The 24,080-nt window shown below is 63.4% G+C and carries 21 protein-coding genes, 1 tRNA gene and 2 pseudogenes; 14 read left to right on the top strand and 10 right to left on the bottom strand.

The features are described 5' to 3' along the window. The first annotated feature begins 21 nt into the window (after window positions 1-21). The 5 genes from VSR68_RS40205 (at window position 22) to lpxC (ending at window position 5,284) form a co-directional block, all read left to right on the top strand. Entirely contained in the window at window positions 22-774 is a 753-nt protein-coding gene (locus VSR68_RS40205; protein ID WP_342945022.1) for a cell division protein FtsQ/DivIB, read from the top strand. Between the two features lie 27 nt (window positions 775-801). Then, window positions 802-2,034 (top strand): cell division protein FtsA, encoded by a 1,233-nt coding sequence (ftsA, locus tag VSR68_RS40200; RefSeq protein WP_028371745.1) that lies wholly within the window; start codon window positions 802-804, stop codon window positions 2,032-2,034. A gap of 121 nt (window positions 2,035-2,155) precedes the next feature. Then, window positions 2,156-3,346 (top strand): cell division protein FtsZ, encoded by a 1,191-nt coding sequence (gene ftsZ, locus VSR68_RS40195; protein ID WP_090868382.1) that lies wholly within the window; start codon window positions 2,156-2,158, stop codon window positions 3,344-3,346. 240 nt (window positions 3,347-3,586) lie between these two features. After that, window positions 3,587-4,096: a peroxiredoxin gene (locus VSR68_RS40190; RefSeq protein ID WP_342945021.1), complete on the top strand. Its 510-nt coding sequence runs from the start codon at window positions 3,587-3,589 to the stop codon at window positions 4,094-4,096. 270 nt (window positions 4,097-4,366) lie between these two features. Next, window positions 4,367-5,284: a UDP-3-O-acyl-N-acetylglucosamine deacetylase gene (lpxC, locus tag VSR68_RS40185; RefSeq protein ID WP_087735228.1), complete on the top strand. Its 918-nt coding sequence runs from the start codon at window positions 4,367-4,369 to the stop codon at window positions 5,282-5,284. 89 nt (window positions 5,285-5,373) lie between these two features. Here the strand turns inward: lpxC and VSR68_RS40180 are convergent, their stop codons facing one another. Next, on the bottom strand, window positions 5,374-5,877 hold the full coding sequence (locus tag VSR68_RS40180; RefSeq protein WP_342945020.1) for a DciA family protein: 504 nt from the start codon (window positions 5,875-5,877) through the stop codon (window positions 5,374-5,376). 317 nt (window positions 5,878-6,194) lie between these two features. Between VSR68_RS40180 and secA the strand changes: the two genes are divergently transcribed. The 4 genes from secA to VSR68_RS40160 all read left to right on the top strand — a co-directional run bounded on the left by secA (window position 6,195) and on the right by VSR68_RS40160 (window position 11,776). Further along, window positions 6,195-9,005, top strand: coding sequence for a preprotein translocase subunit SecA (gene secA, locus VSR68_RS40175; RefSeq protein WP_342945019.1), 2,811 nt, complete (start codon window positions 6,195-6,197; stop codon window positions 9,003-9,005). Between the two features lie 148 nt (window positions 9,006-9,153). Then, window positions 9,154-10,395, top strand: coding sequence for a bifunctional glutamate N-acetyltransferase/amino-acid acetyltransferase ArgJ (argJ, locus tag VSR68_RS40170; protein WP_342945018.1), 1,242 nt, complete (start codon window positions 9,154-9,156; stop codon window positions 10,393-10,395). 59 nt (window positions 10,396-10,454) lie between these two features. Further along, window positions 10,455-11,324, top strand: coding sequence for an ATP-binding protein (locus VSR68_RS40165; protein WP_342945017.1), 870 nt, complete (start codon window positions 10,455-10,457; stop codon window positions 11,322-11,324). Next, a complete protein-coding gene (locus VSR68_RS40160) occupies window positions 11,321-11,776 on the top strand; it encodes an NUDIX domain-containing protein (RefSeq protein WP_428983697.1) in 456 nt (151 codons plus the stop codon). Before VSR68_RS40165 ends, VSR68_RS40160 begins: the two co-directional genes overlap by 4 nt. A gap of 64 nt (window positions 11,777-11,840) precedes the next feature. Here the strand turns inward: VSR68_RS40160 and yacG are convergent, their stop codons facing one another. From yacG to VSR68_RS40115, 9 genes and pseudogenes are all read right to left on the bottom strand, one after another. Beyond that, entirely contained in the window at window positions 11,841-12,035 is a 195-nt protein-coding gene (gene yacG, locus VSR68_RS40155; protein WP_090868399.1) for a DNA gyrase inhibitor YacG, read from the bottom strand. Window positions 12,036-12,093: 58 nt separating this feature from the next. After that, window positions 12,094-12,849: a cell division protein ZapD gene (gene zapD, locus VSR68_RS40150; RefSeq protein WP_342945016.1), complete on the bottom strand. Its 756-nt coding sequence runs from the start codon at window positions 12,847-12,849 to the stop codon at window positions 12,094-12,096. Between the two features lie 195 nt (window positions 12,850-13,044). Further along, window positions 13,045-13,647: a dephospho-CoA kinase gene (gene coaE / locus VSR68_RS40145; RefSeq protein WP_342945015.1), complete on the bottom strand. Its 603-nt coding sequence runs from the start codon at window positions 13,645-13,647 to the stop codon at window positions 13,045-13,047. 3 nt (window positions 13,648-13,650) lie between these two features. After that, window positions 13,651-14,580, bottom strand: coding sequence for an A24 family peptidase (locus VSR68_RS40140; RefSeq protein ID WP_342945014.1), 930 nt, complete (start codon window positions 14,578-14,580; stop codon window positions 13,651-13,653). A 31-nt stretch (window positions 14,581-14,611) separates the two neighbouring features. Then, window positions 14,612-15,830: pseudogene (locus tag VSR68_RS40135) on the bottom strand (type II secretion system F family protein). Then, entirely contained in the window at window positions 15,827-17,074 is a 1,248-nt protein-coding gene (locus VSR68_RS40130; protein ID WP_342945013.1) for a GspE/PulE family protein, read from the bottom strand. The pseudogene VSR68_RS40135 and the gene VSR68_RS40130 overlap by 4 nt, the downstream one beginning before the upstream one ends. Window positions 17,075-17,166: 92 nt before the next feature. Next, complete coding sequence (locus VSR68_RS40125; RefSeq protein WP_342945012.1) at window positions 17,167-18,474, bottom strand: HlyC/CorC family transporter; 1,308 nt, start codon at window positions 18,472-18,474, stop codon at window positions 17,167-17,169. Between the two features lie 158 nt (window positions 18,475-18,632). Then, a tRNA-Pro gene (locus tag VSR68_RS40120) sits at window positions 18,633-18,709 on the bottom strand. 43 nt (window positions 18,710-18,752) lie between these two features. Continuing rightward, window positions 18,753-19,745 (bottom strand): polyprenyl synthetase family protein, encoded by a 993-nt coding sequence (locus VSR68_RS40115; RefSeq protein ID WP_342945011.1) that lies wholly within the window; start codon window positions 19,743-19,745, stop codon window positions 18,753-18,755. A gap of 228 nt (window positions 19,746-19,973) precedes the next feature. Here VSR68_RS40115 and rplU point away from each other — a divergent pair, with 228 nt between their 5' ends. From rplU to VSR68_RS40090, 5 genes and pseudogenes are all read left to right on the top strand, one after another. Next, window positions 19,974-20,285, top strand: coding sequence for a 50S ribosomal protein L21 (gene rplU, locus VSR68_RS40110; protein WP_006025184.1), 312 nt, complete (start codon window positions 19,974-19,976; stop codon window positions 20,283-20,285). Between the two features lie 24 nt (window positions 20,286-20,309). Beyond that, window positions 20,310-20,570: a 50S ribosomal protein L27 gene (gene rpmA / locus VSR68_RS40105; protein ID WP_342945010.1), complete on the top strand. Its 261-nt coding sequence runs from the start codon at window positions 20,310-20,312 to the stop codon at window positions 20,568-20,570. A 237-nt stretch (window positions 20,571-20,807) separates the two neighbouring features. Then, window positions 20,808-21,920, top strand: a complete 1,113-nt coding sequence (cgtA, locus tag VSR68_RS40100) for an Obg family GTPase CgtA (protein ID WP_342945009.1) — start codon at window positions 20,808-20,810, stop codon at window positions 21,918-21,920. A 73-nt stretch (window positions 21,921-21,993) separates the two neighbouring features. Continuing rightward, complete coding sequence (proB, locus tag VSR68_RS40095) at window positions 21,994-23,112, top strand: glutamate 5-kinase (protein WP_342945008.1); 1,119 nt, start codon at window positions 21,994-21,996, stop codon at window positions 23,110-23,112. A 471-nt stretch (window positions 23,113-23,583) separates the two neighbouring features. After that, a pseudogene (locus VSR68_RS40090) lies at window positions 23,584-23,958 on the top strand (group II intron reverse transcriptase/maturase); the annotation flags it as partial. Between the last annotated feature and the right edge of the window lie 122 nt (window positions 23,959-24,080).

Raw genomic sequence — 24,080 nt, 5'->3', positions numbered from 1 at the left:
TGAAGGAATCGCACGCAGATCATGTGGAACAACGTTCGCCAGCTCAATCTCGCCGCCAGCGCGTTGCACGCGCTGTTGCTGCTCGTGCTGCTGGCGGCGGGCGGCTACTGGCTGATCCAGCGCCCGAACTTCACGCTGCGCGAGATCCGCATCGACGGCGACATCGAGCACATCAATTCGCCGACCGTGCGCGCGAGCGTCGTCGGCCGCTTGAAGGGCAACTTCTTCACCGTCGATCTGGATACGGCGCGCCAGGCGTTCGAGCAGATGCCGTGGGTGCGTCACGCGAGCGTGCGCCGAGTGTGGCCGAATGCGCTCGCCGTCACGCTCGAAGAGTACCAGCCGCTCGGAACATGGGGCACCGATCAGCTGGTGAGCACCGATGGCGAGGTGTTCACCGCGAACCAGGGCGAGCTCGATGAAGAGCTGCCCGCGTTCGAGGGCCCGGATGGGTCCGCGAAAGAAGTCGTCGCGCGTTATCAGGACTTCAAGAAGTGGTTTGCGCCTGTCGGGGCGACGCCGGATGAAGTGACGCTGTCGTCGCGTTTCGCGTGGACGGTGAAGCTGTCGAACGGCATGCAGGTCGAACTGGGACGCGAGCGCAATCAGGACACGCTGTACGACCGCTGCAAGCGGCTCACCGCGGCATGGGGCGCGGTGACGCAACGTTGGGGGAAGGATATCGAATATGCGGACTTGCGTTATCCGAACGGTTTCGCCATTCGTGCAGCAGGCATGCGCTTCATTACGGAACCCGAAAAGGGCAAGAAGTAACAGGACATCACACGCAATGAGCACGCTATGAGTAAAGACTATAAAGATCTGCTGGTAGCCCTCGACATCGGCACGGCGAAAGTGGTCGCCATCGTCGCCGAGTTGAAGGGCGAAGGTCATTACGAGGTGATCGGACTCGGCCAGAGCGAATCGAAAGGGCTCAAGAAAGGCGTCGTGGTGAACATCGAGGCCACGGTGCAGTCCATTCAACGAGCGCTCGAAGAAGCCGAGCTGATGGCCGACTGCAAGATCACGAACGTATTCACGGGGATCGCCGGCAGCCATATCCGCAGCTTCAACTCGAGCGGCATGGTGGCGATCAAGGAAAAGGAAGTGACGCAGACGGACGTCGCGCGCGTGATCGAGACGGCCAAGGCGATCAACATTCCGACCGATCAGCAGGTGCTGCACATCCTGACGCAGGAATTCATCATCGACGGCCAGGAAGACGTGCGCGAGCCGATCGGCATGAGCGGCATCCGTCTCGAAGTGAAGGTGCACATCGTGACGGGCGCGGTGAGCGCCGCGCAGAACATCGTGAAGTGCGTGCGCCGCTGCGGCCTCGAAGTGAACGATCTGATCCTGCAGCCGCTCGCGTCGTCGCTGGCGGTGCTGACGGAAGACGAAAAGGAACTGGGCGTGGTGCTCGTCGATATCGGCGGCGGCACGACGGACATCGCGATCTTCAGCGAAGGCGCGATCCGCCATACGGCTGTAATCCCCATCGCCGGCGATCAGATCACGAGCGATATCGCGATGGCGCTGCGCACGCCGACGCCGGACGCCGAGGACATCAAGGTGAGCTACGGCATCGCGAAGCAGGCGCTCGCCGATCCGGACGAGATGATCGAAGTGCCGGGGCTCGGCGAGCGCGGTCCGCGCACGCTGTCGCGCCAGGCGCTTGCGGCCGTGGTCGAGCCGCGCGTCGAAGAACTGTTTTCGCTCGTGCAGCAGGTGGTGCGCGAGTCGGGTTACGAAGAACTGCTCAGCTCCGGCGTCGTGCTGACGGGCGGTGCATCGATGATGCCGGGCATGGTCGAGCTGGGCGAGGACATCTTCCTGAAGCCGGTGCGCATCGGCGTGCCCGAGTATGCGGGCGGTCTCGCGGACGTCGTGCGCAATCCGCGCTATTCGACGGCGATGGGTCTGCTCGTCGAAGGACGCTCGCAGCGGATGCGCGGCCGCAAGGTCGCGGTGCAGTCGGGATCGATGGGACAGGTGTTCACGAGGATGAAGGACTGGTTCCTCGGCAACTTCTAACGAATCTGCAGCAAAGGGAAATACGCGCTGGTGCCGGCGGCTGGCGCGCGACAGAGGGTTGCCCGATCTTCTGCCGATTAACGGCCGAGTAAGCGGTACTTATTTTCTTGACGGAGGCAACATGGAATTCCAGATGCTGGAAACGGAAACCAACGGCACCATCATCAAGGTGGTGGGCGTGGGTGGTGCAGGCGGCAATGCAGTTGCACACATGATCAATCGCGGCGTGCAAGGCGTCGACTTCATCGTGATGAACACGGATGCGCAGGCGCTGTCGCGCTCGCGCTCGCCGAACGTCATCCAGTTGGGCAACACGGGTCTTGGCGCAGGCGCTAAGCCGGAAATGGGCCGCGCGGCAGCAGAAGAAGCACGTGAGCGCATCGCGGACGCACTGCGTGGCGCGCACATGGTGTTCATCACGGCAGGCATGGGTGGCGGCACGGGCACGGGCGCAGCACCCGTGGTCGCGCAGATCGCGAAGGAAATGGGCATTCTGACGGTTGGCGTCGTCAGCAAGCCGTTCGAGTTCGAAGGCGGCAAGCGCATGCGCGTCGCCGAAGCTGGTTCGCAGCAACTGGAGGATCACGTCGACTCGCTGATCGTCGTCCTGAACGACAAGCTGTTCGAGGTGATGGGCGATGACGCCGAAATGGACAAGTGCTTCCAGTGCGCTGACGACGTGCTCAACAACGCAGTCGCGGGCATCGCCGAAATCATCAACGTCGACGGTCTGGTGAACGTCGACTTCGAAGACGTGAAGACGGTGATGGGCGAGCAGGGCAAGGCGATGATGGGCACGGCGACGGTGGCCGGCGTCGATCGCGCGCGTCTCGCAGCGGAACAGGCTGTTGCAAGCCCGCTGCTGGAAGGCGTCGATCTGTCGGGCGCGCGCGGCGTGCTGGTGAACATCACGTCGAGCCGTTCGCTGCGTCTGTCGGAAACGCGCGAAGTGATGAACACGATCAAGAGTTATGCTGCTGACGACGCGACCGTGATTTTCGGCGCGGTGTACGACGACGCGATGGGCGATGCGCTGCGCGTGACGGTGGTGGCAACGGGTCTGGGCCGCGCTGCGAAGAAGCAGCAATCGGCGCCGATGACGCTGCTGCGCACGGGCACGGACAACCAGCCGGTCGGCGCGGCGCAGCATTATCCGCAGCATCACGCAGCCGCGGCGGATTACGGCTCGCTGGATACGCCGGCAGTGTGGCGCACCTCGCGTGATACGGCGGCTTCGCACGTGCAGGCGCTGCAGGAGAAGGGCGTCGACACGTACGACATCCCGGCCTTCCTGCGCAAGCAGGCAGACTGAGGTTCACGCAGGAGCGGGCTTTCCGCGGCGTAATCATCTGATTTGTGGCTTGATTGCGCGCCGCAGGAATGCACGAGCGTGGCGGGTGGAACGGCAACGAGGCCGCGTTGGGTCGCGCGCGGCATGGACAGGTGCCCTCTTCGCATTGGCGAAGCGGTTCGGGGCACTGTCGCCGGATGAAAACTCCACTGCGGCACGAGTACGTGCGAGCGTGCTCCGCATCGATGCGAAGGAGCGAGCATGATTCAGGTAGGTGAAAAGCTTCCCCAGGCGACCGTTTACGAGTTGATCGAGGACGGGCGCGAGGGCTGCACGATCGGGCCGAACAGCTTCGACGTGCGCGAACAGACAGCGGGCAAGCGCGTGGTGATCTTCGGATTGCCGGGCGCGTTCACGCCGACCTGTTCGGCCAAACACGTGCCGGGTTACGTCGGGCAGGCGGAGAAGCTCCGCGCTGCCGGTATCGACGAGATCTGGTGCGTGTCCGTCAACGACGCGTTCGTCATGGGCGCGTGGGCACGCGATCAGCACACCTCGGGCAAGGTGCGCATGATGGCGGACGGCAGCGCGGCTTTCACCCGGGCTCTCGGTCTGGAGCAGGACTTGTCGGCGCGCGGCATGGGAATCCGTTCCCAGCGCTACGCGATGGTGGTCGACGACGGCGTGGTCAAGACGCTGCACGTCGAGGCACCCGGCAAGTTCGAAGTGAGCGATGCGGCGAGTATTCTCGCGACGTTGAGCCAGGCATGACGCGGCTTTGAAGCTTCGCCGCAACCGCGCAGACCGTGCTTGTTGCGCTGCGGCAACGCTTCTATGACCCCGTTGTGACAGGCCGTAACGCGGGCCGATGACCGGAAACGCCTCCGTTCCGGGCATCGGCCCGTCACGCTTCCCGATTAGGTAACGCAGCGAAACAGATTGAAACGCCAGCGCAACGGCGCTCCGGAAACGATTGGAGTATAATTGGCGCTATGAAATAAAAAGTCCTGATTAGGATTTTTAATCGAATAGAAGATCACCATGTTGAAGCAGCGCACTATCAAACAGATCGTCAAAACGGTTGGCATCGGCTTGCACTCGGGCCGCAAGGTCAACCTGACGCTCCGCCCGGCGGCGCCGGACACGGGCATCGTGTTTTCCCGCGTGGATTTGCCCACGCCGGTGGACATCCCCGCGTCGGCGATGGCGATCGGCGATACGCGGCTTGCATCGGTGTTGCAGAAAGACGGCGCGCGCGTGTCGACGATCGAGCACCTGATGTCCGCGTGCGCGGGCTTGGGTATCGACAACCTCTACGTCGACGTCACCGCTGAAGAAATCCCCATCATGGACGGCAGCGCGGCATCGTTCGTGTTCCTGATCCAGTCGGCGGGCATCGAAGAGCAGAACGCGGCAAAGAAATTCATCAAGGTCACGAAGCCGGTCGAAATTCGCGACGGCGACAAGTTCGCGCGTCTCGATCCGTACTTCGGCTTCAAGCTGAAGTTCACGATCGACTTCCGCCATCCCGCCGTCGACAAGACGGGCCAGGCGCTCGAAGTAGACTTCGCGAACACGTCGTATGTGCGTGAGATCGCGCGTGCCCGTACGTTCGGCTTTGCGCACGAAGTGGAAATGATGCGCGAGCTCGGCTTGGCGCGCGGCGGCAGCATGGACAACGCGATCGTGCTCGACGAGTACCGCATTCTGAACAACGACGGCCTGCGTTATGACGACGAGTTCGTGAAGCACAAGATGCTGGATGCGATCGGCGACCTGTATGTGGTCGGCCATCCGCTGCTTGCTTCGTACGACGCATACAAGTCCGGCCACGGGCTGAACAACGCGCTGCTGCGCGAACTGCTGGCGCACGAAGATTCGTATGAGATCGTCACGTTCGACGATCCGCAGAAGGCGCCGCGCGGTTTCGCGTATGACACGCAGACGGCGTTTGCCTGAGTTCAAGCGCTCGGCTCATCACTGAGCGGCAACGAAAAAGCGGCCTGAAAAGGCCGCTTTTTTCATTCCAACGCGATTCTTCAGCGAATTCATTTCCGGTGCCGGGCGGCCATGCGCGCGAGCGCTGCCTGCAACGGCGACGGTTCCAGCGATTCGCTGAGCTCGTGCAGCGCATCCGCGCCTGCGCGCGACATGCGCGCCTGTTTCTCGCGCGGAAGCTCCTTCGCGGGCTGCGGGCGGACGCGGATTTTCAGCGAATTCACCGGCCAGCCGCGCTGCTGCAGATCCGACAGCAGACGCGGCTCCAGATGCCTCAGTCGCGCCGCGAGCGCATTGTGCGCAGCGAACAACGCGAGCACGCCGTCCTTGATGAAGCCGGGTTCGACGCTCGTCGCCAGATAGTCGGGCAGCAATTCGGTCAGATCGCGCTCCAGCGCGGCGACCTGCTCGACGCCGGCGCGCAGTGCCGCGAACGCGTCGGTGCGGTTGAGCACTTCGGCGACAGCTTGCGGCCTGCGCACGTCGAACGAGCGCGAGCCCAGCTTCGGGCCGGGCTTCAATGACTGCCTTGAAAACGGTGAGAAACGGCTCATTTGAAACTTTGAATGGTAGCGGCGCAGCGTGCGCGCCCATGCCGTGATTGTACCGGTTGTAACATGCGGCAGCGGCGCGCAACGACGTTCGCAGAGGCCGCAGACGCCTGTATCCGCAGTGCTTTCCCCCTGGCCGAACGGCCAATGGTCTTACTGCTGACACAGGCGGACGCGGGGGCGCGTGCTAAAATCCATGATTCGAATTCACTCTTGGACCTAAGCCGCCGAGGCCCAAACGACCGAGGGTTGCAACAAGGTGAAAGGGTGTAAAAACCGGCCTTGCAACCCAGCCGAAGCCGCGACGCAACCACGATCCGATGACCACCGGTTTTCTACAAAAGATTTTTGGCAGCCGCAATCAACGGCTCGTCAAGCAATATCAAAAGACCGTCGCGGCGATCAATGCGCTCGAACCGCAGATCGAGCAATTGACGGACGATCAACTGCGCGCGAAAACGACGGAATTCCGGCAACGCGTCGGCAGTGGCGAGTCGCTCGACAAGCTGCTGCCCGAAGCGTTCGCGGTTTGCCGTGAGGCGAGCAAGCGCGTGCTGAAGATGCGGCACTTCGACGTGCAGCTGATCGGCGGCATGGTCCTGCACTACGGCAAGATCGCGGAAATGCGCACGGGCGAAGGCAAGACGCTCGTCGCGACGCTCGCGGCCTACCTGAATGCGCTGTCCGGACGCGGCGTGCACGTCGTGACGGTGAACGACTACCTCGCGCAGCGCGACGCCGAGTGGATGGGGCGCCTCTATAACTTCCTCGGCCTGTCGGTGGGTATCAACCTGTCGCAGATGGATCATGGCCTGAAGCAGGAAGCGTACGCCGCGGACATCACCTACGGCACGAACAACGAGTTCGGCTTCGACTACCTGCGCGACAACATGGTCTACGAGACCGATGCACGCGTGCAGCGGGCGCTGAACTTCGCGATCGTCGACGAAGTGGACTCGATTCTCATCGACGAAGCCCGCACGCCGCTCATCATCTCCGGCCAGGCCGAAGACCACACCGAGCTTTACGTGCGCATGAACGCGCTGCCGCCGCTGCTCGAACGCCAGATCGGCGAAGAGAAGGCGGACGGCACGGGCGTCGAGAAGCCGGGCGACTACACGCTGGACGAAAAGGCGCGCCAGGTGTTCCTGACGGAATCGGGCCACGAAAAGGCCGAGCGGCTGCTCGCCGAGTGGGGCCTGATCGGCGAAGGCGAGAGCCTCTACGCGCCGCAGAACATCACGCTGATGCACCACGTGTACGCGGCGCTGCGCGCGCACACGCTGTTCTACAAGGACCAGCACTACGTCGTGCAGAACGATGAAGTGGTGATCGTCGACGAGTTCACGGGCCGTCTGATGGCGGGCCGCCGCTGGTCGGACGGTCTGCATCAGGCCGTCGAAGCGAAGGAGCACGTGAAGATTCAGAGCGAGAACCAGACGCTCGCCTCGATCACGTTCCAGAATTATTTCCGCATGTACGCGAAGCTGTCTGGCATGACGGGTACGGCCGACACCGAAGCGTACGAATTCAACGAGATTTACGGCCTCGAAACGGTCGTGATTCCGACCAACCGCCCGCCGAAGCGGATCGACAAGCAGGACCAGATCTACAAGACGGCGATGGAGCGCTACAACGCGGTGATTCGCGATATCCGCGAATGCTATGACCGCAGTCAGCCGGTGCTGGTCGGTACGACATCGATCGAGAACTCGGAACTGCTGTCGCAACTGCTGAACAAAGCAGGCCTGCCGCACGAAGTGCTGAACGCAAAGCAGCACGCGCGCGAAGCGGCGATCGTCGCGGAAGCGGGCCGTCCGAAGCGCATCACGATCGCGACGAACATGGCGGGTCGCGGTACGGACATCGTGCTCGGCGGCAATGCCGAGAAACAGGCCGCGTTCATCGAAGCCGATCTGTCGATCCCCGAAGACGAAAAGGCGGCACGCATCCAGAAGCTGCACGACGAGTGGCAGACGCTGCACGATCAGGTGAAGGCCGCGGGCGGCCTGCATATCGTCGGCACCGAGCGTCACGAATCGCGCCGTATCGACAACCAGCTGCGCGGCCGTGCGGGCCGTCAGGGCGACCCGGGCTCGTCGCGTTTCTATCTGTCGCTCGAAGATCCGCTGCTGCGTATTTTTGCCGGCGACCGCGTGCGCGCGATCATGGACCGCCTGAAGATGCCGGAAGGCGAGGCGATCGAAGCGGGCATCGTCACCCGCTCGATCGAATCGGCGCAACGCAAGGTCGAAGCGCGCAACTTCGATATCCGCAAGCAACTGCTCGAATACGACGACGTGTCGAACGATCAGCGCAAGGTGATCTATCAGCAGCGCAACGAACTGCTCGAAGCGCACGACATCACTGAGACGATCGGCGCGATGCGTCACGGCGTGGTCGGCGACATCGTCCATCAGTTCGTGCCGGCGGGCAGCATCGAAGAGCAGTGGGACGTGCCTGAACTGGAAGAAGTGCTGCGCAATGACTGGCAGCTCGATCTTGCGATTCAGGAGATGATCAACGAATCGCAGTCGATCGACGCCAGCGAGATCCTCGAAGCGGTGACGGCCGCCGCAGACGAGGCCTACGAGTCGAAGGTCGAGCAGGTGGGCCGCGAATCGTTCAGCGCGTTCGAGCGCTCGGTCATGCTGCAGACGCTCGACCGCAGCTGGCGCGAACATCTCGCCGCGCTCGATCATCTGCGTCAGGGCATTCACCTGCGCGGCTATGCGCAGAAGAACCCGAAGCAGGAATACAAGCGCGAAGCGTTCGAACTGTTCGCCGCGATGCTCGACTCGGTGAAGCTCGAAGTCACGCGCATCGTGATGAACGTGCAGATCCAGTCGCCGGAACAGCTGGAGCAGGCCGCCGAACAGTACGAAGAGCAGGGCAGCCATCTGGAGAACATCGAGTTCCGTCATGCCGATTACGCGGAAGGCGGCGCTGCTGTCGCCGCGGCGCCTGTCGCGGCAAACGCGGCAGCATCGATGATCGGCGACGCCATGGCGCACAGCCACAGCGCAGCAGCGGCGCCGCTTTCCGGCGCCGTGCCGAAAGTCGGCCGCAACGATCCATGCCCGTGCGGCAGCGGCAAGAAGTACAAGCAGTGCCACGGCAAGATCGCGTGACACACGGAGCGGCGCGCATCATGCGCGCCGCGTCGTTTGAAGCGTGCATTGCTGGTGATTTCGCGGTGGCGCGGCTCCATCCGGCGCCATCACCCTTGATCCCCGATGCCGGCGCCCGCCGGCATTTCAGTCTCGACAGGTCGCAACCATGGCTGTCAATTTCCCCTCGATCGATCCCGCTCAACTCCATCCCGTCGCCGGCGTCACGCTAGGCTGGGCAGAGGCGAACATCCGCAAGCCGAATCGCAAGGACGTGCTCGTGATTTCCGTCGACGAAGGCGCGACGGTCGCGGGCGTGTTCACGTCGAACCGTTTCTGCGCGGCGCCCGTCACCGTATGCCGCGAGCACCTCGAGCGCGTGCGCGCGGGCGGCAAGGGCATTCGCGCACTGGTCGTCAACACGGGCAATGCGAACGCGGGCACGGGCGAGCCGGGCATGGCGCACGCGCGCGAGACGTGCGATGAACTGGCGCGCCTCGCGGACATCGCGCCGGAACAGGTGCTGCCGTTCTCGACGGGCGTGATCCTGGAGCCGCTGCCCATCGACCGTCTGAAGGCCGGGCTGCCTGCCGCGCTCGCGAACCGCCAGGCTGCGCACTGGTACGATGCCGCGCAGGCCATCATGACCACCGACACGTTGCCCAAAGCGGTATCGCGCCAGGTGACGATCGACGGCCACACGGTCACGTTGACGGGCATCAGCAAAGGCGCCGGCATGATCAAGCCGAACATGGCGACGATGCTCGGCTTCCTCGCCTTCGACGCGAACGTCGCGCAGCAGGTGCTCGATGAACTGGTGAAGCATGTCGCCGACCGCTCGTTCAACTGCATCACGATCGACGGCGATACGTCGACAAACGATTCGTTCATCCTGATCGCTTCGGGCAAGTCGAGCCTGCCCGCGATCACGTCGACGGATTCGCCCGCGTACGCCGCGTTGCGCGATGCCGTCACGGAAACGGCGCAGACGCTCGCGCAACTGATCGTGCGCGACGGCGAGGGCGCGACGAAGTTCATGACGGTGCAGGTAGAAGGCGGTTCGAGCGTGGCCGAGTGCCGTCAGATCGCGTATGCGATCGGCCATTCGCCGCTCGTGAAGACCGCGTTCTACGCGTCGGACCCGAACCTTGGGCGCATTCTGGCCGCCATCGGCTATGCGGGCGTGACGGATCTCGACGTCGGCAAGATCGACCTGTACCTGGACGATGTGCTCGTCGCGAAAGCGGGCGGCCGCAATCCGGAGTACAAAGAGGAGGACGGTCAGCGCGTGATGAAGAAGGCCGAAATTCTGATTCGCGTCGTGCTGGGCCGTGGCGATGCGCAGGCGACGATCTGGACGTGCGACCTGTCGCACGACTACGTGAGCATCAACGCCGACTACCGTTCGTGACTTGCGCGCGATATGCGCGTGATTGGCTCCTGATTCCAGATTCGTCCCGATCTCACCACATGGATAAACTCGAACAATTCCTGACTCGCGCCGAAGCCGTGCTGGTGCGGCTCGAAGCGATGCTTCCGCCCGCCGCGCCCGATGTCGACTGGTCCGCAGCCGTTGCATTCCGCTGGCGCAAGCGCCAGGGGCGCGGCTATCTGCAGCCGGTGCCTGCCATTTCGTCGATCTCGCTGGACGACCTGCAGAACATCGATCGTCAAAAGAATCTGATCGAGCAGAACACGAAGCAGTTCGTGAGCCGGCAGCCCGCCAACAACGTGTTGCTCACGGGCGCGCGCGGCACGGGCAAGTCGTCGCTGATCAAGGCGTGTCTGAATGCGCACTCGAAGGACGGTCTGCGTCTGATCGAAGTCGACAAGGACGACCTGCACGACCTGGGCGATATCGTCGATCTGATTTCCGCGCGTCCCGAGCGCTTCATTGTGTTCTGCGACGATCTGTCGTTCGAGGAAGGCGAGTCGGGCTACAAGGCGCTGAAGGTGGCGCTCGACGGATCGGTGGCCGCGCAGTCGGACAACGTGCTGATCTACGCGACGTCGAACCGCCGCCATCTGCTGCCCGAGTACATGAGCGACAACGAGACGTACAAGCACATGCCCGACGGCGAGATCCATCCGGGCGAAGTGGTCGAGGAAAAGATCTCGCTGTCGGAGCGTTTCGGCCTGTGGGTCAGCTTCTATCCGTTCAAGCAGGACGACTATCTGTCGATCGTCGCGCACTGGCTGCATCACTTTGGCTGCAACGATGCCGATGTCGAAGCGGCGCGCGGCGATGCGCTGATCTGGGCACTGGAGCGCGGGTCGCGTTCGGGGCGCGTCGCGTGGCAGTTCGCGCGCGACTGGTCGGGCCGGCGGGCGCCAGCATGAGCGACCCGGTGCAAAACGGCATGCAAAACGGCGCGCAGAACGCGAGCGAACTGAACGCTGCCGGCCGACCGGTCACGGAAGTGGCCGTCGGCGTGCTGGTTCAGCCCGATGGCCGCTATCTGCTCGCGCAACGGCCCGCCGGCAAGCCTTACGAGGGCTACTGGGAATTTCCGGGCGGCAAGCTGGAGCCGGGCGAATCGGTCGAAGCCGCGCTTGCGCGCGAGTTGCACGAAGAACTCGGCATCGACGTGCAGTCGAGCCACCGTTGGCACGTGCTCGAACACGACTATCCGCATGCGTACGTGCGTCTCTATTTCTGCAAGGTGACGGCGTGGGACGGCGAGCCGCATGGGCGCGAAGGTCAGGCGTTCGCGTGGCAGGCGTTGCCGGCCCAGGTGTCGCCGCTATTGCCGGCGACGATTCCCGTGCTGGAGTGGCTGGCTGCGGAGTGAGAGAAGGGCGCAGCCGCAGCACGCGGCTTGCGCCTCGATGATCGCGCGCGGCGCTCGTTGTGCTTCAGTGCGAGCGATTTTCGCCGGGCGTGTCGTCGGTGGTCGGTTCGTCGTCGGTGCCGCCGATCTTGTACTTTTCGGCAGCCCACGCGCCGAGATCGATCTGCTTGCAGCGCTCGGAACAGAACGGACGGAAGCGGTTCTCAGGAGTCCAGCGGACATCCTTTCCGCAGGTTGGGCATTTGACTACAGTGGTCATTCGGTCAGGCGTTCAATCTAAACGGTGAAGCTTCATAAATGAGGCGCTTTGCCTCAGATTAAAGACTGCACAGCGTCAACTGGAACGGCACGTCGACATCGACGGCGCGCGGACGCAAGTCACCATCCTGCACCGTGAAGCGCACCCACAGCATGTACTTGTTGGCGCTCGCCTCCGGAATCACCCGCAATTCGGGTGCCACGCGCACCTGCATCAACTGATACGTGCGGCCCGACAGCATCTGCTGGTAGCTGCCCTGCATCGCCATCACTTTCGACGCCTGCCCCGATTCGCGCGCAAGCCGCAGCACGATGGAGGCGGCGTCGCGCAGCGGCAAAAGCGGCATGACCCACTTGGCGATGTCCTGGCGGCGTTGATCAGGATGCGTCTGCTGCCACGCGTAATACGACGGAAGATCGAACTTGCAGGTGCCGCCGGGGATGATCGCGCGGCTGCGGATGCTGGCGAGCCACTCGTTGTCCGCAAGATGCTGGCCAGTCTTGCCTTGCATTTGCGTAAGCCCGGCGAGAGTCTGCTCGATTTCGCCGAGGACGGCTTCGAGCGCGTTCTGCTCGATGCCGGGATTGCCGCGAAACGGCGCGAGCGTTTGACGTTGCCGCTCCAGTTCCTTCATCAGATCGGACTTCAGATCCGCGCGGCCCGCGACTTCGGAGATTTCGAACAGCGTAGTCAGCGCGACATGATGTTCCCTGGCGTCTTCCTGAGTCAGAAAGAACGTGAAGCGCTCGAACAGATCTTCGAGGCGCAGCAGCGTCCGGATTCGCTCGTTGAAGGGATACTCGTAAAGAATCAAGCGGGCTCGCCTCGGGCGTGGTCGGTGACGGAATTGCAGGACATTCTAATGCCGTGAGACTACCCTAGCAATCACACACTATTTCCGCGAGCTTCTGTCAATTTTTGCGCTGTATCATGCGCATTCGTTGCGTGCTCGCGCCGTTCCCGACAACATGCGCCCGCTTTACAGACGGTGAACAGAATCGCTTACGGCTCATGCGGCCGCGAGTGAAAGATACATGCGATGAAGCCGATCGACATCAAGGTCGAGCGCTTCGAGCGATGCGCCGTCATTGACGATCACGTCGTCGGCTGCGGCGAGGCGTGCTTCGCGCGTGGCCTGGCGCGCGATGATCGCCAGCACCTGTTCGCGCGTGAACGCATTGCGGCGCATGACGCGAGCGATCTGCGTCTCGACGCTGCAGTCGACGGTCAGCACGCGGTCCACGCGTGTCTTCCAATTGCCCGATTCGACGAGCAGCGGCACCACCATGATCACGTAGGGGCCTAGCGCCTGTTGACGCTCGCGTTCCGTCTCGGCGCGAATCAGCGGATGCGTAATGGCTTCGAGACGTTTGCGCGCATTCTCGTCGCTGAAGACGAGCGCGCGCATGCGGGCGCGATCGAGCGAGCCATCGGATGCGACGAACGATGCGCCGAACTCGGCGGCAATGGCGGGCATCGCGGGCCCACCGGGCGCGGTGACGCGATGCGCGATCAAGTCGGTATCGACGAGCGTCACGCCGCGCTTCGCAAACAGATCGGCGACAGTGGATTTGCCGCTGCCGATGCCGCCCGTCAATCCAACAGCAAACATGCGTCAGCCTCCGAAAGCGATATAAAGCGGCGTGCCGAGAAAGAGCGTAATGGCGCCGGCTGCCGCGAGAAACGGGCCGAACGGCAGCGGTTCCTCGAAGCGCATGCGGCCGATCCATGTCGCGACCAGTCCGATGACGGCGCCCGCCACGGCCGCGATCAGAATGATCTGCGGCAGCGCAGCCCATCCAAGCCAGGCGCCGAGCGCGGCGAGCAGCTTGAAGTCGCCGTAACCCATGCCTTCGATGCCGCGCACGAGCCTGAACACCCAATGCACGCACCACAGCACAAGATAGCCGGCGATCGCGCCGATCACCGCGTCGTGCAGGCTCGCGAACACCGAATTGAAGTTGACGATAAAGCCCGCCCACAGCAACGGCAAGGTCATCGAGTCGGGCAGCAGATGCGTGTCGATGTCGATTGCGCTCATTGCGAGCAGCGCGGCGCAAAGTCCGTATGCCGCGAGCGCCGTGCCCGTCGGGCCGAACGAGACGAACGCGCCGAGCGCCAGCGCCGCGCTCGACAGTTCGAGCAGCGGATAGCGGAAGCTCACACGGCGTTTGCATTGAGAGCAACGGCCGCGCAGCATCAGATAGCTGAGCACGGGAATGTTCTCCCACGCGCGCAGCACGTGGCCGCAATGAGGACAGGCGCTGCGCGGCAGCCAGAGGTTGTAGCGTGCGGGCAGGCCGTCGTCGTCGAATGAATGGCCTGTTGCTTCGCTCACTTCGGCGCGCCATGCGCGCTCGAGCATGATCGGCAAGCGATGCACGACGACATTCAGGAAACTGCCGATCACCAGGCCGAACACGATGACGAACGCAATCTGCGCGAGAGCGGGCAGCGTGCCGAAGGCCACGCCGAGGCTGTCCGCGAAACGGGTGAGCGGGCTGCTGAAGGATAGGTCTGACACGGGCGTGAGCGTGGTCGGCATGGTCGATTGGGTGGATTCGGCTGCGATGCTACTACACCACGTTGCCAAGTTGGATGATGGGAAGATACATCGCGATCACGAGCCCGCCGACGAGTCCGCCCAACACGACGATCACGAGCGGTTCGCACAGGCTCGCGAGCCCCGCGATCTTTTCGTCGACCTGTCGATCGCTCAGCGACGCGACGTCGAGCAGCATTGTGTCCAGCGTGCCCGATTCCTCTGCGATGGCGACGGGCTGCACGATGTCTTCGGGAAAGCATCGCGCTTCACGCATCGCAGGCGCGAGCCGCACGCCGCGACGAAGCTGAGCCGAGATCGCGATGGTCGCGCGATCGAACCAGGCGTTGCCCGTCGCGTGCGTGAGCGAATCGAATGCGTCAGCGAGGGGCGTCCCCGCCGACAGCAGTGTGCCGAGCACGCGGCTCCAGCGCGCGGCGCAGAGCGTCGCGAGCAGCGAGCCGGCGATGGGCAGACGCAGCATCGCGCGCGAGAACTGCAGCCGGGCCGCCTCCGAGCGGCTCAGCAGGTGACGCATGGCGAGCGCGAGCACGCATACGATCGAAGCGAGCGGCGCGCTCCAGCGGCCGGCCGCCGCCGACATCGCGAGCACCAGTTGCGTCGGCGCGGGCAGCTTCGCGCCGAAGCCATCGAAGATCTGCTTGAACGTCGGAACGACCCACACGAGCAGCGCAGCCGTAATCGCGATGGCAAGCAGCAGGATCGCGACGGGATAGGTGAGCGCGGCACGCACTTTGGCCCGTTGTGCGGCGGCGCGCTCGCGGTCGTCGGCGAGCCGCGCGAGCACGACAGGCAGCGCGCCCGACGCTTCGCCTACTTCGACCAACTGACGATACAGTGCGCCGAACTGCACCGGATGACGGGCGAGCGCCGCCGAGAAGCCGAGTCCTGCCGTGATATCGCGAGCGAGCGCATTGACGATGCGCGGCATGCCTTTGGCCCGTTCGCTGTCTTTCGATGCATTCGCCAGTAGTTCGAGCGACGACGCAAGCGGCAGGCCCGCACGCAGCAGGCTCGACAGCTGGCGCGTGAACAGCGTGACGTCGGCGGCGCGCGCGTTGGGCTGCGGCGCTGCGCCGCGCACGCTCCATTCGACGCCATAGAGCGCGTCCTGCTTCAGCATTGAGCGAGCAGTGACAAGGTCTGGCGCGATCACGGTACCGCGCCGGCGCACGCCTTGCGTCGAGCGCGCGCCATGCGAAACGCTGCTCGTGGATTGTCGTTGCCGTCATGCGACCTCCGTCGCGCTCAGGGCTTCGGCGAGGCTCGTCGTGCCGTCGAATGCGCGAGCCAGTGCCGCGTCGCGTAGCGTCTGGACCTGTTCGGCGCGCGCCTGTCGCGCGATCTCGTGTGTGCCGGCGCGTGCGACGATCAGCTCCCGCATCGCGTCCGAAACGGGCATCACCTGATGGATGCCGACGCGTCCACGAAAGCCGATGCCGTGGCAGGCTTCGCATCCTCGTGGGGCATAGGGATGCCACTGCGCGGTTTCCACGTCGGGCACACCCGCTGCGCGCAACGACGCGGGCGTTTCCATCGATGGCTCCCTGCATGCGACGCACAGGCGCCGCACGAGCCGCTGCGCGGTCACGAGACGCAATGCGGCCGCGAGATTGTATGGCTCGACGCCAATGTCGATCAGGCGCGCGATGGCCGCCGGCGCGTCGTTCGTGTGCAGCGTCGACAAAACCAGGTGGCCCGTCTGAGCCGCCTTCACGGCAACATCGGCCGTTTCTTCGTCGCGGATTTCGCCGACCATGATCACGTCCGGGTCCTGGCGCAGAAAAGCACGTAACGCGACGGCAAACGTGAGGCCCGCCTTCTCGCGAACGCTGACCTGATTGATGCCCGCAAGCTGGATTTCCGCCGGATCTTCGACCGAGCAGAGATTGCGGGACTCGGCGTTCAGCAGTTGCAGGAAGCAGTACAGCGACATCGTCTTGCCGCTGCCCGTCGGTCCCGTGACGAGCACAAGCCCATGCGGCGCGCGTATCGAGCAGTCGACGATGTCGCGCTGAGCGGGCGCAAGGCCAAGCGAGTCGAGCGACAGATCGGCTGGCAGCGCGTCGAGCCTGCGCAGCACGAGCTTTTCGCCGAACAGCGTGGGCAGCGAATTGACGCGATAGTCCTCGACCCGGCCCGCAGCGACGGGCAGCCGCAAGCGGCCATCCTGCGGCACGCGCCGCTCGGCGATATCCATGCGAGCCAGCACTTTCACGCGCGTGATGAACGCGTCGCGCAGATGCGCGGGCGGCCGTGCGATCTCATGCAGCACGCCATCGACGCGCAGACGCATCCGCCAGCCGTGCTCCCTCGGTTCGATATGCAGATCGGATGCGTTGAGGCGCGCGGCTTCGAGAAGCGTATCGGCGAGCAGGCGGACGGCTGGTGGGCTGTCCGCGTCGGTCGTAGCGGGTGGTTGCCGGCTCGCGGCCACCTTGAGCGGAGGCGAAGCCGGATGGGAAGAAGTGCGCATCGAAAACCGGCTGGGAGCCGCCTGTAGAACATGACGGCTTCATCATCGGAGTTCGTGCGCCTGGCCGCTATTCGGCCGAATGGCCAGGGGTGCTATCCGCGGCTTACGAGCCGCTTGATCTTGGAGCCCGGCGGGGGACCGGGGCGAAAAATCTTAACTGTTCTGATCGCCTGGTCGTCGCTGCGCATCACTTCGAGTTTGATGTCCGCGATCTTCACGCAGACGTCGCCTTCCGGTATCTCTTCGAGAATTTCTAGGATCAGTCCGTTGAGGGTTTTCGGGCCATCCGTCGGCAGACGCAATTGCAGCCAGCGGTTCAGTTCGCGCAGCGGCATGCTGCCCGCGACGATGCACTCGCCTTCCTCGTTCCAGCCGCCGCGCGAACTCGCGCTGCGCGGCACGGACGTCGTGAATTCGCCGATCAGTTCCTCGATGATGTCCTCGGGCGTCACGAGTCCTTGCAACTCACCGTATTCGTCGACGACGAGCGCAATCCGATGACGGCTTTCCTGAAAATACTGGAGCTGCTGAAAGACGGGCGTGCCCGTCGGCACGAAGTACGGCTCGGCGAGCAGTTCGCGCAGCGTGTCGCGCTCCAGTTCCTGGTTGTGCAACGCGGAGAGCGTCTTGCGCACATGAAGCACGCCGAGCACGCGGTCGAAGTCGCCCTGATAGACGATCAGCTTGTTGTGATAGCACGTTTCGAGCTGATGCAGGATCTGCTCGAATGGCGCGTCGAAATCGAGCGCCTCGATGCGGCGGCGGGGAATCATCACGTCGTCGACGGTGATGTTTTCGAGGTCGAACAGGTTCAGCAGAATGCTGCGGTGCTTGGTCGGCATGAAGCTGCCGGACTCGAGCACGATGGTGCGCAGTTCCTCCGTCGACAGCCGCTGTTCGTGCGCGCTTTTCGTGTTGATGTGCAGCACGCGCAGGATGCTGTTGGCGAACAGGTTGACGAACCAGATCAGCGGCTTGGACACGCGCATCAGCGGCGCGATCAGCAGGCTGGCCGGCAACGCGATCTTTTCGGGAAACGTCGCGCCGACGATCTTCGGCGTGATTTCGGCGAACACGATGATGAGAAACGCGACGATACCCGTCGCAATCGACAGCACGAGACTATTGCTGCCGAACGTGTGCAACGCGATCGACGTGGTGAGCACCGGGATGATCGTGTTGAACAGGTTGTTGCCGATCAGCACGGCGCTCAGCAATTCATCGGTGCGCGCGAGCAGGCCCTGCGTAGTTTTCGCACCGAGCGCGCCCTTGCTGGCGAGGTGCTTCAGACGATGACGATTGATCGCCATCATCGCGGTCTCGCTAATGGAGAAGAAGCTGGAGCAGATAAGAAGCAGGACGACGGCGCCTATTTGCGCCCATAAGGGAAGTTGTTCCACGCGACGTGAATAAGAGAAGGGGAGGGATGGGGAGAATATAGCAGAGGGGCCGGACGGCTCTCATCGGCCGGATAGCCAAGTCGGCTTGCTGTCCACTCAGGTGATTGGCAAAGCGACGGACGAAAAAAAACCGCGCAATGCGCGGTTTTTTCAAAATCTGGTCGGGGTGAGAGGATTCGAACCTCCGGCCTCTACGTCCCGAACGTAGCGCTCTACCAGGCTAAGCTACACCCCGATTTGGTCACTCGATTCAGACTGATCCGATGCTTCAGTCTCGTTCAAGACTGTCTCGTCGTCGAGTAAGAACATAATTCTAGCAGGCTTTCTTTGTAAATGGAACTGGGAAACGAGGAAATTGCTGCTGCCGCCGCTTGCGCTTCCTGCTTTGCGCATTCGAGCGTGTGATCGAGCGCGCCCGAGCGCGTGATCGCGTCGAAAATCTCGTCGAAGCGGTCGGTGCCGCCTTGCTCGATTGCCTCGCGCGCGAGTGCGGCCTGCTCCGCCGTGCCACGCTCGATCAGATAGATCAGCGGCAGCGTCGGCTTGCCTTCGCGCAGATCGTCGCCGGCGTTCTTGCCCATCGACTCGGGCGTGCCCGTGTAGTCGAGCCAGTCGTCCATGATCTGGAACGCCGTGCCGATGCGGCGGCCGAATTCGGCTGCGGCGGCCTCCGTGGTCGCGTCCACGCCCGACAGCACGGCGCCCAGCTGTGCGGCCGCTTCGAACAGCTTGGCCGTCTTATAGCGGATCACCTGCATGTAGCGCGCTTCGTCGACGTCGGCGTCATGCATGTTCAGGAGCTGCAGCACTTCGCCCTCGGAAATAATGTTGGTCGCTTCTGAAAGAATCTCCATCACGCGCATCTTGCCCACGCCGACCATCATCTGAAACGAGCGCGAATACAGAAAGTCGCCGACCAGCACGCTCGCCGCGTTGCCGAACAGCGCGTTCGCCGTCTGACGCCCGCGGCGCAGATCGGATTCGTCGACGACGTCGTCGTGCAGCAGCGTTGCCGTGTGGATGAACTCGACGACGGCCGCCAGTTCGTGCCGATGCCCCGTCCTGTCGCCGAGCGCGCGCGCCACGAGCAGGAGCAGCGCGGGGCGCAGGCGCTTGCCTCCGGCACTGATGATGTACTCGGAGATCTGGTTGATCAGCATCACCTCGGACGCCAGACGGTGCCGGATGACGCGATTCACCTGCTGCATGTCTTCGACGATCGGAGCGAGCAGATTGGCTGCGTTAGGGGTAGGAGTGGCGGTTGACGACATGGTGACGAATTCGGGTAGTGCCGCGAATTATAAGGCGAACTGCGCTATTTCAGCGCCGTACACCCTGTGATCGTGGCCGTTTTGGCATTGGCATGTCGCGTTTGTCGCGCGTCGGACGGCTTGGCGCGGCCGTTGTCAACTACTTTTGACCGCGCAGCTAACTCTATGTATAATCGAGGGTTTCCGCGCGTGGTGCGTCGGGAAAATGAATCCAGAGTGAGGTTTTCAATGTACGCGGTCATAAAAACCGGCGGCAAGCAGTATAAGGTTGCTGTCGGCGAAAAACTTAAAGTAGAACAGATACCGGCAGACATTGACGCTGAAATCACGCTCGACCAGGTTCTCGCAGTGGGCGAAGGCGAATCGATTAAATTCGGTACGCCGCTGGTCAGTGGGGCTTCCGTCAAGGCTACCGTTGTGTCGCACGGTCGTCACGCCAAAGTGACCATCTTCAAGATGCGTCGCCGGAAGCACTACCAAAAGCATGGCGGCCACCGCCAGAACTACACCGAACTGCGCATCGACGCGATCAACGCGTAAGCGCATCGGGCAAGGAGTAATCACATGGCACACAAAAAGGCAGGCGGCTCTTCCCGGAACGGCCGCGACTCCGAGTCGAAGCGCCTCGGCGTGAAGGTTTTCGGCGGTCAGGCGATCCTGGCTGGCGGCATCATCGTGCGTCAGCGCGGTACGCGCATGCACGCTGGTGAAAACGTCGGCATCGGCAAGGATCACACGCTGTTCGCACTGGTCGACGGCCACGTCAAGTTTACGACGAAGGGCGCCGCCAAGAAGCACATGGTCAACGTCGTCCCGGCTGTCTGAGATTAAATCAGGCACGGGCTTCAGGACCGGAAAAAGGCCCCGCGAAGTTTGCGGGGCCTTTTTGTTTGCGGATTCCGTTTGCGGGTCTCCTTTGAGAGTTTTCGTTTGCGGACCCGCATCGTCACGGCATTTCATTGTCGCGATCAGACAAGAATCAAGGTCAATCTGGCCGAATGGCCAATGGTGCGCGCGCGCAACGCGCGGCAAAATAGCAATGCACACGGGACGGAGTAACGCATGAAGTTCATTGACGAAGCGAGGATCGAAGTCATCGCCGGCGACGGAGGAGATGGCAGCGCGTCGATGCGCCGCGAGAAATTCGTCCCGTTCGGCGGTCCGGACGGCGGCGACGGCGGCCGCGGCGGCAGTGTCTATGCAGTCGCAGACCGTAACATCAACACGCTGATCGACTACCGCTATGCGAAAAAGCATCAGGCGCGCAACGGCGAGAACGGCCGCGGCTCGGACTGCTACGGCAAGGGCGGCGACGACATCACGCTGCGCATGCCCGTCGGCACGATCATCGCCGATATGGCCACGGGCGAGGTCATCGCCGACCTCACCGAGCACAACCAGACCGTGCTGGTCGCACAGGGCGGCGCGGGCGGGCTCGGCAATCTGCACTTCAAGTCGAGCACGAACCGCGCGCCGCGTCAGAAGACGGACGGCAAGCCGGGCGAGCGCCGCATGCTGCGTCTGGAACTGAAGGTGCTCGCGGACGTCGGCTTGCTGGGCATGCCGAACGCGGGCAAGTCGACGTTCATTTCGTCGGTGTCGAACGCGAAGCCGAAAATTGCGGACTATCCGTTCACGACGCTCGCGCCGAATCTCGGCGTCGTTCGCGTCGGGCCGAGCCGCAGCTTCGTGATCGCCGACATTCCCGGGCTGATCGAAGGCGCGGCGGAAGGCGCGGGCCTGGGCCACCAGTTCCTGCGGCACTTGCAGCGCACCGGCCTGCTGTTGCACATCGTCGATCTCGCGCCGTTCGACGAAACCGTCGATCCCGTCGCGGAAGCAAAGGCGATCGTCAACGAACTGCGCAAATACGACGAGGAGTTGTACGGCAAGCCGCGCTGGCTCGTGCTGAACAAGCTCGACATGGTCGCGGAAGAAGAGCGGGAGCCGCGCGTCGCCCGCTTTATCAAAGACTTCGAGTGGGACGGTCCCGTTTTCGAAATTTCGGCGCTGACGGGCCAGGGCTGCGAGAACCTTTGCTACGCGGTCTACGACTACCTCGCCGCGCACTCCGATGCGCACCGTGCCGCCGAAGCGGAAGATCTGGCCGCCGACGTGCGTTTCCGCGACCAGCAGGCGGGCAGCACGGGGGCATCGGCCGAGCCGCAGGAGTAAGCGGCCGTAACCTGGATGCCGGCGCACTCCCAGCACGCGCCGGCCTTACGAATCATCTTGGAGACCGCCCACAATGCGTTCCGTTATCGCAGATTCCAGGCGATTGGTGGTGAAAGTCGGGTCGAGCCTCGTCACGAACGACGGGCGCGGACTCGATCATGCAGCAATCGGTCGCTGGGCCGCCCAGATTGCGGCGCTGCGCGCGCAGGGCAAGGAAGTCGTGCTCGTCAGTTCCGGCGCAATCGCCGAGGGCATGCAGCGTCTTGGCTGGACGAAGCGCCCGCGCGAAATCGACGAGTTGCAGGCGGCCGCCGCCGTCGGGCAGATGGGGCTCGCTCAGGTCTACGAAAGCCGCTTCGCCGAGCATTCGATCCGCACCGCCCAGATCCTTTTGACGCACGCCGATCTGGCCGATCGCGAACGGTATCTGAATGCGCGCTCGACGCTGCTGACGCTGCTGCGGCTTGGCGTCGTGCCGATCATCAACGAGAACGACACGGTCGTCACCGACGAGATCAAGTTCGGTGACAACGATACGCTCGGCGCGCTGGTCGCGAACCTGATCGAAGGTGACGCGCTGATCATCCTCACCGACCAGCAAGGTCTCTTCACCGCCGATCCGCGCAAGGATCCGGCCGCGACCCTTGTCCAGCAGGCCGACGCCGGCACGCCGGAGCTGGAGGCGATGGCGGGCGGCGCCGGGTCGAGCATCGGCCGGGGCGGCATGCTGACGAAGATTCTCGCGGCGAAACGCGCGGCGCATAGCGGCGCGAACACGGTGATCGCAAGCGGACGCGAGGCGGACGTGCTCGCGAGGCTGGCGGCGGGCGAGGCGATCGGCACGCAACTCATCGCGCGTACCGCTCGGATGGCGGCGCGCAAGCAGTGGATGGCGGATCACCTGCAGGTGCGCGGACACGTCGTAATCGATGACGGCGCGGTCGAAAAGCTCACCGAGGGCGGCAAGAGCTTGCTGCCGATCGGCGTCGTCGGCGTGCAGGGCGCGTTTGCGCGCGGCGAGGTGATTGCGTGTCTGAACGCATCGGGGCGCGAGGTCGCGCGCGGACTGACGAACTACAGCAGCGCTGAGACGAAGCTGATCCAGCGCCGTCCGAGCGGCGAGATCGAAACGGTGCTGGGCTATATGCTCGAGCCGGAATTGATCCACCGGGATAATCTGGTGCTCATCTAGCAGTCAATCACGCACCTGTCGCTCCGGAAGACAAAAAGCCGCCCCATCGCAAGATGGGACGGCTTTTTTCGGTGCGCCCAGCATGGGCGCAATCTTGTGGGTGCAAGTCCCACCATGAGTTGACCACAGCGAATGAAGCGAAGCGCAACTGCATGAGGGTGACCGAGTGTGGGGAGGAAGCGCGGAGCGAAACCGCGAGCCGATGGACAAGAACCGGATAGAAGGCGGTGCCGATCAGGGCGAGCAGGCTGAAAACTGCAAAGCTCTCGTGGTCAAGGATCAGGCGGCGTAAATCCGGCGGTTGTGCGGTGAAGGATTGCGTTCTTACCTGGGGAGATCTCGCCTCATGCCTGAAAGGGCGACGGTGTCGAGCCGGAGCGAGAAGACAGCAGAGGTCGTAGTAGTCACAGGACAGGCTGAGGAAGCCAAAGCTGGTGGCGAAGGACCAAACGGGAAAGAGTGTCCAGCGACATGTCGATGCAACAGGCCATGCGTCAGACGTCCGCGCAAGCGGAGCGGATCGCAGCGACGCGAGGTGAAGCCACGCGTGAAGCGGTCAGCGACGAAGCCAACTGCCCGCGACCTGAAACCGGGGACACAGGGTCAGCGCTGCTGGAAGCGGCGTTGACGAGAGAGAACCTGCGACAGGCGCTCAGACGGGTGCGGGCCAACAAGGGAGCCGCTGGCGTGGACGGTCTGGACATTGACCAGACGGCGCGCCATCTGGTGACGGCGTGGCCAGTGATCCGCGAGCAATTGTTGTCGGGGACGTACCGGCCCAGTCCGGTGCGACGGGTGACGATCCCGAAGCCGGAGGGAGGCGAGCGCGAACTCGGTATCCCGACGGCGATCTCATAATGCACCTCTCACAGTTGAATGTTGGACTGCTACGGTTGAAGATGCCCTGAATTGCGGATCCAGTTCTGAAGCTGATGCTCTTTCGTGGCGTCCAGGGTGATCCACCACGC

The organism is Paraburkholderia phymatum (assembly GCF_038900715.1).
Classification (GTDB): Bacteria; Pseudomonadota; Gammaproteobacteria; order Burkholderiales; family Burkholderiaceae; genus Paraburkholderia; species Paraburkholderia phymatum_A.
The sequence above is the reverse complement of the archived record's forward strand: the minus strand, read 5'-3'. Positions and strand labels throughout refer to the sequence as shown.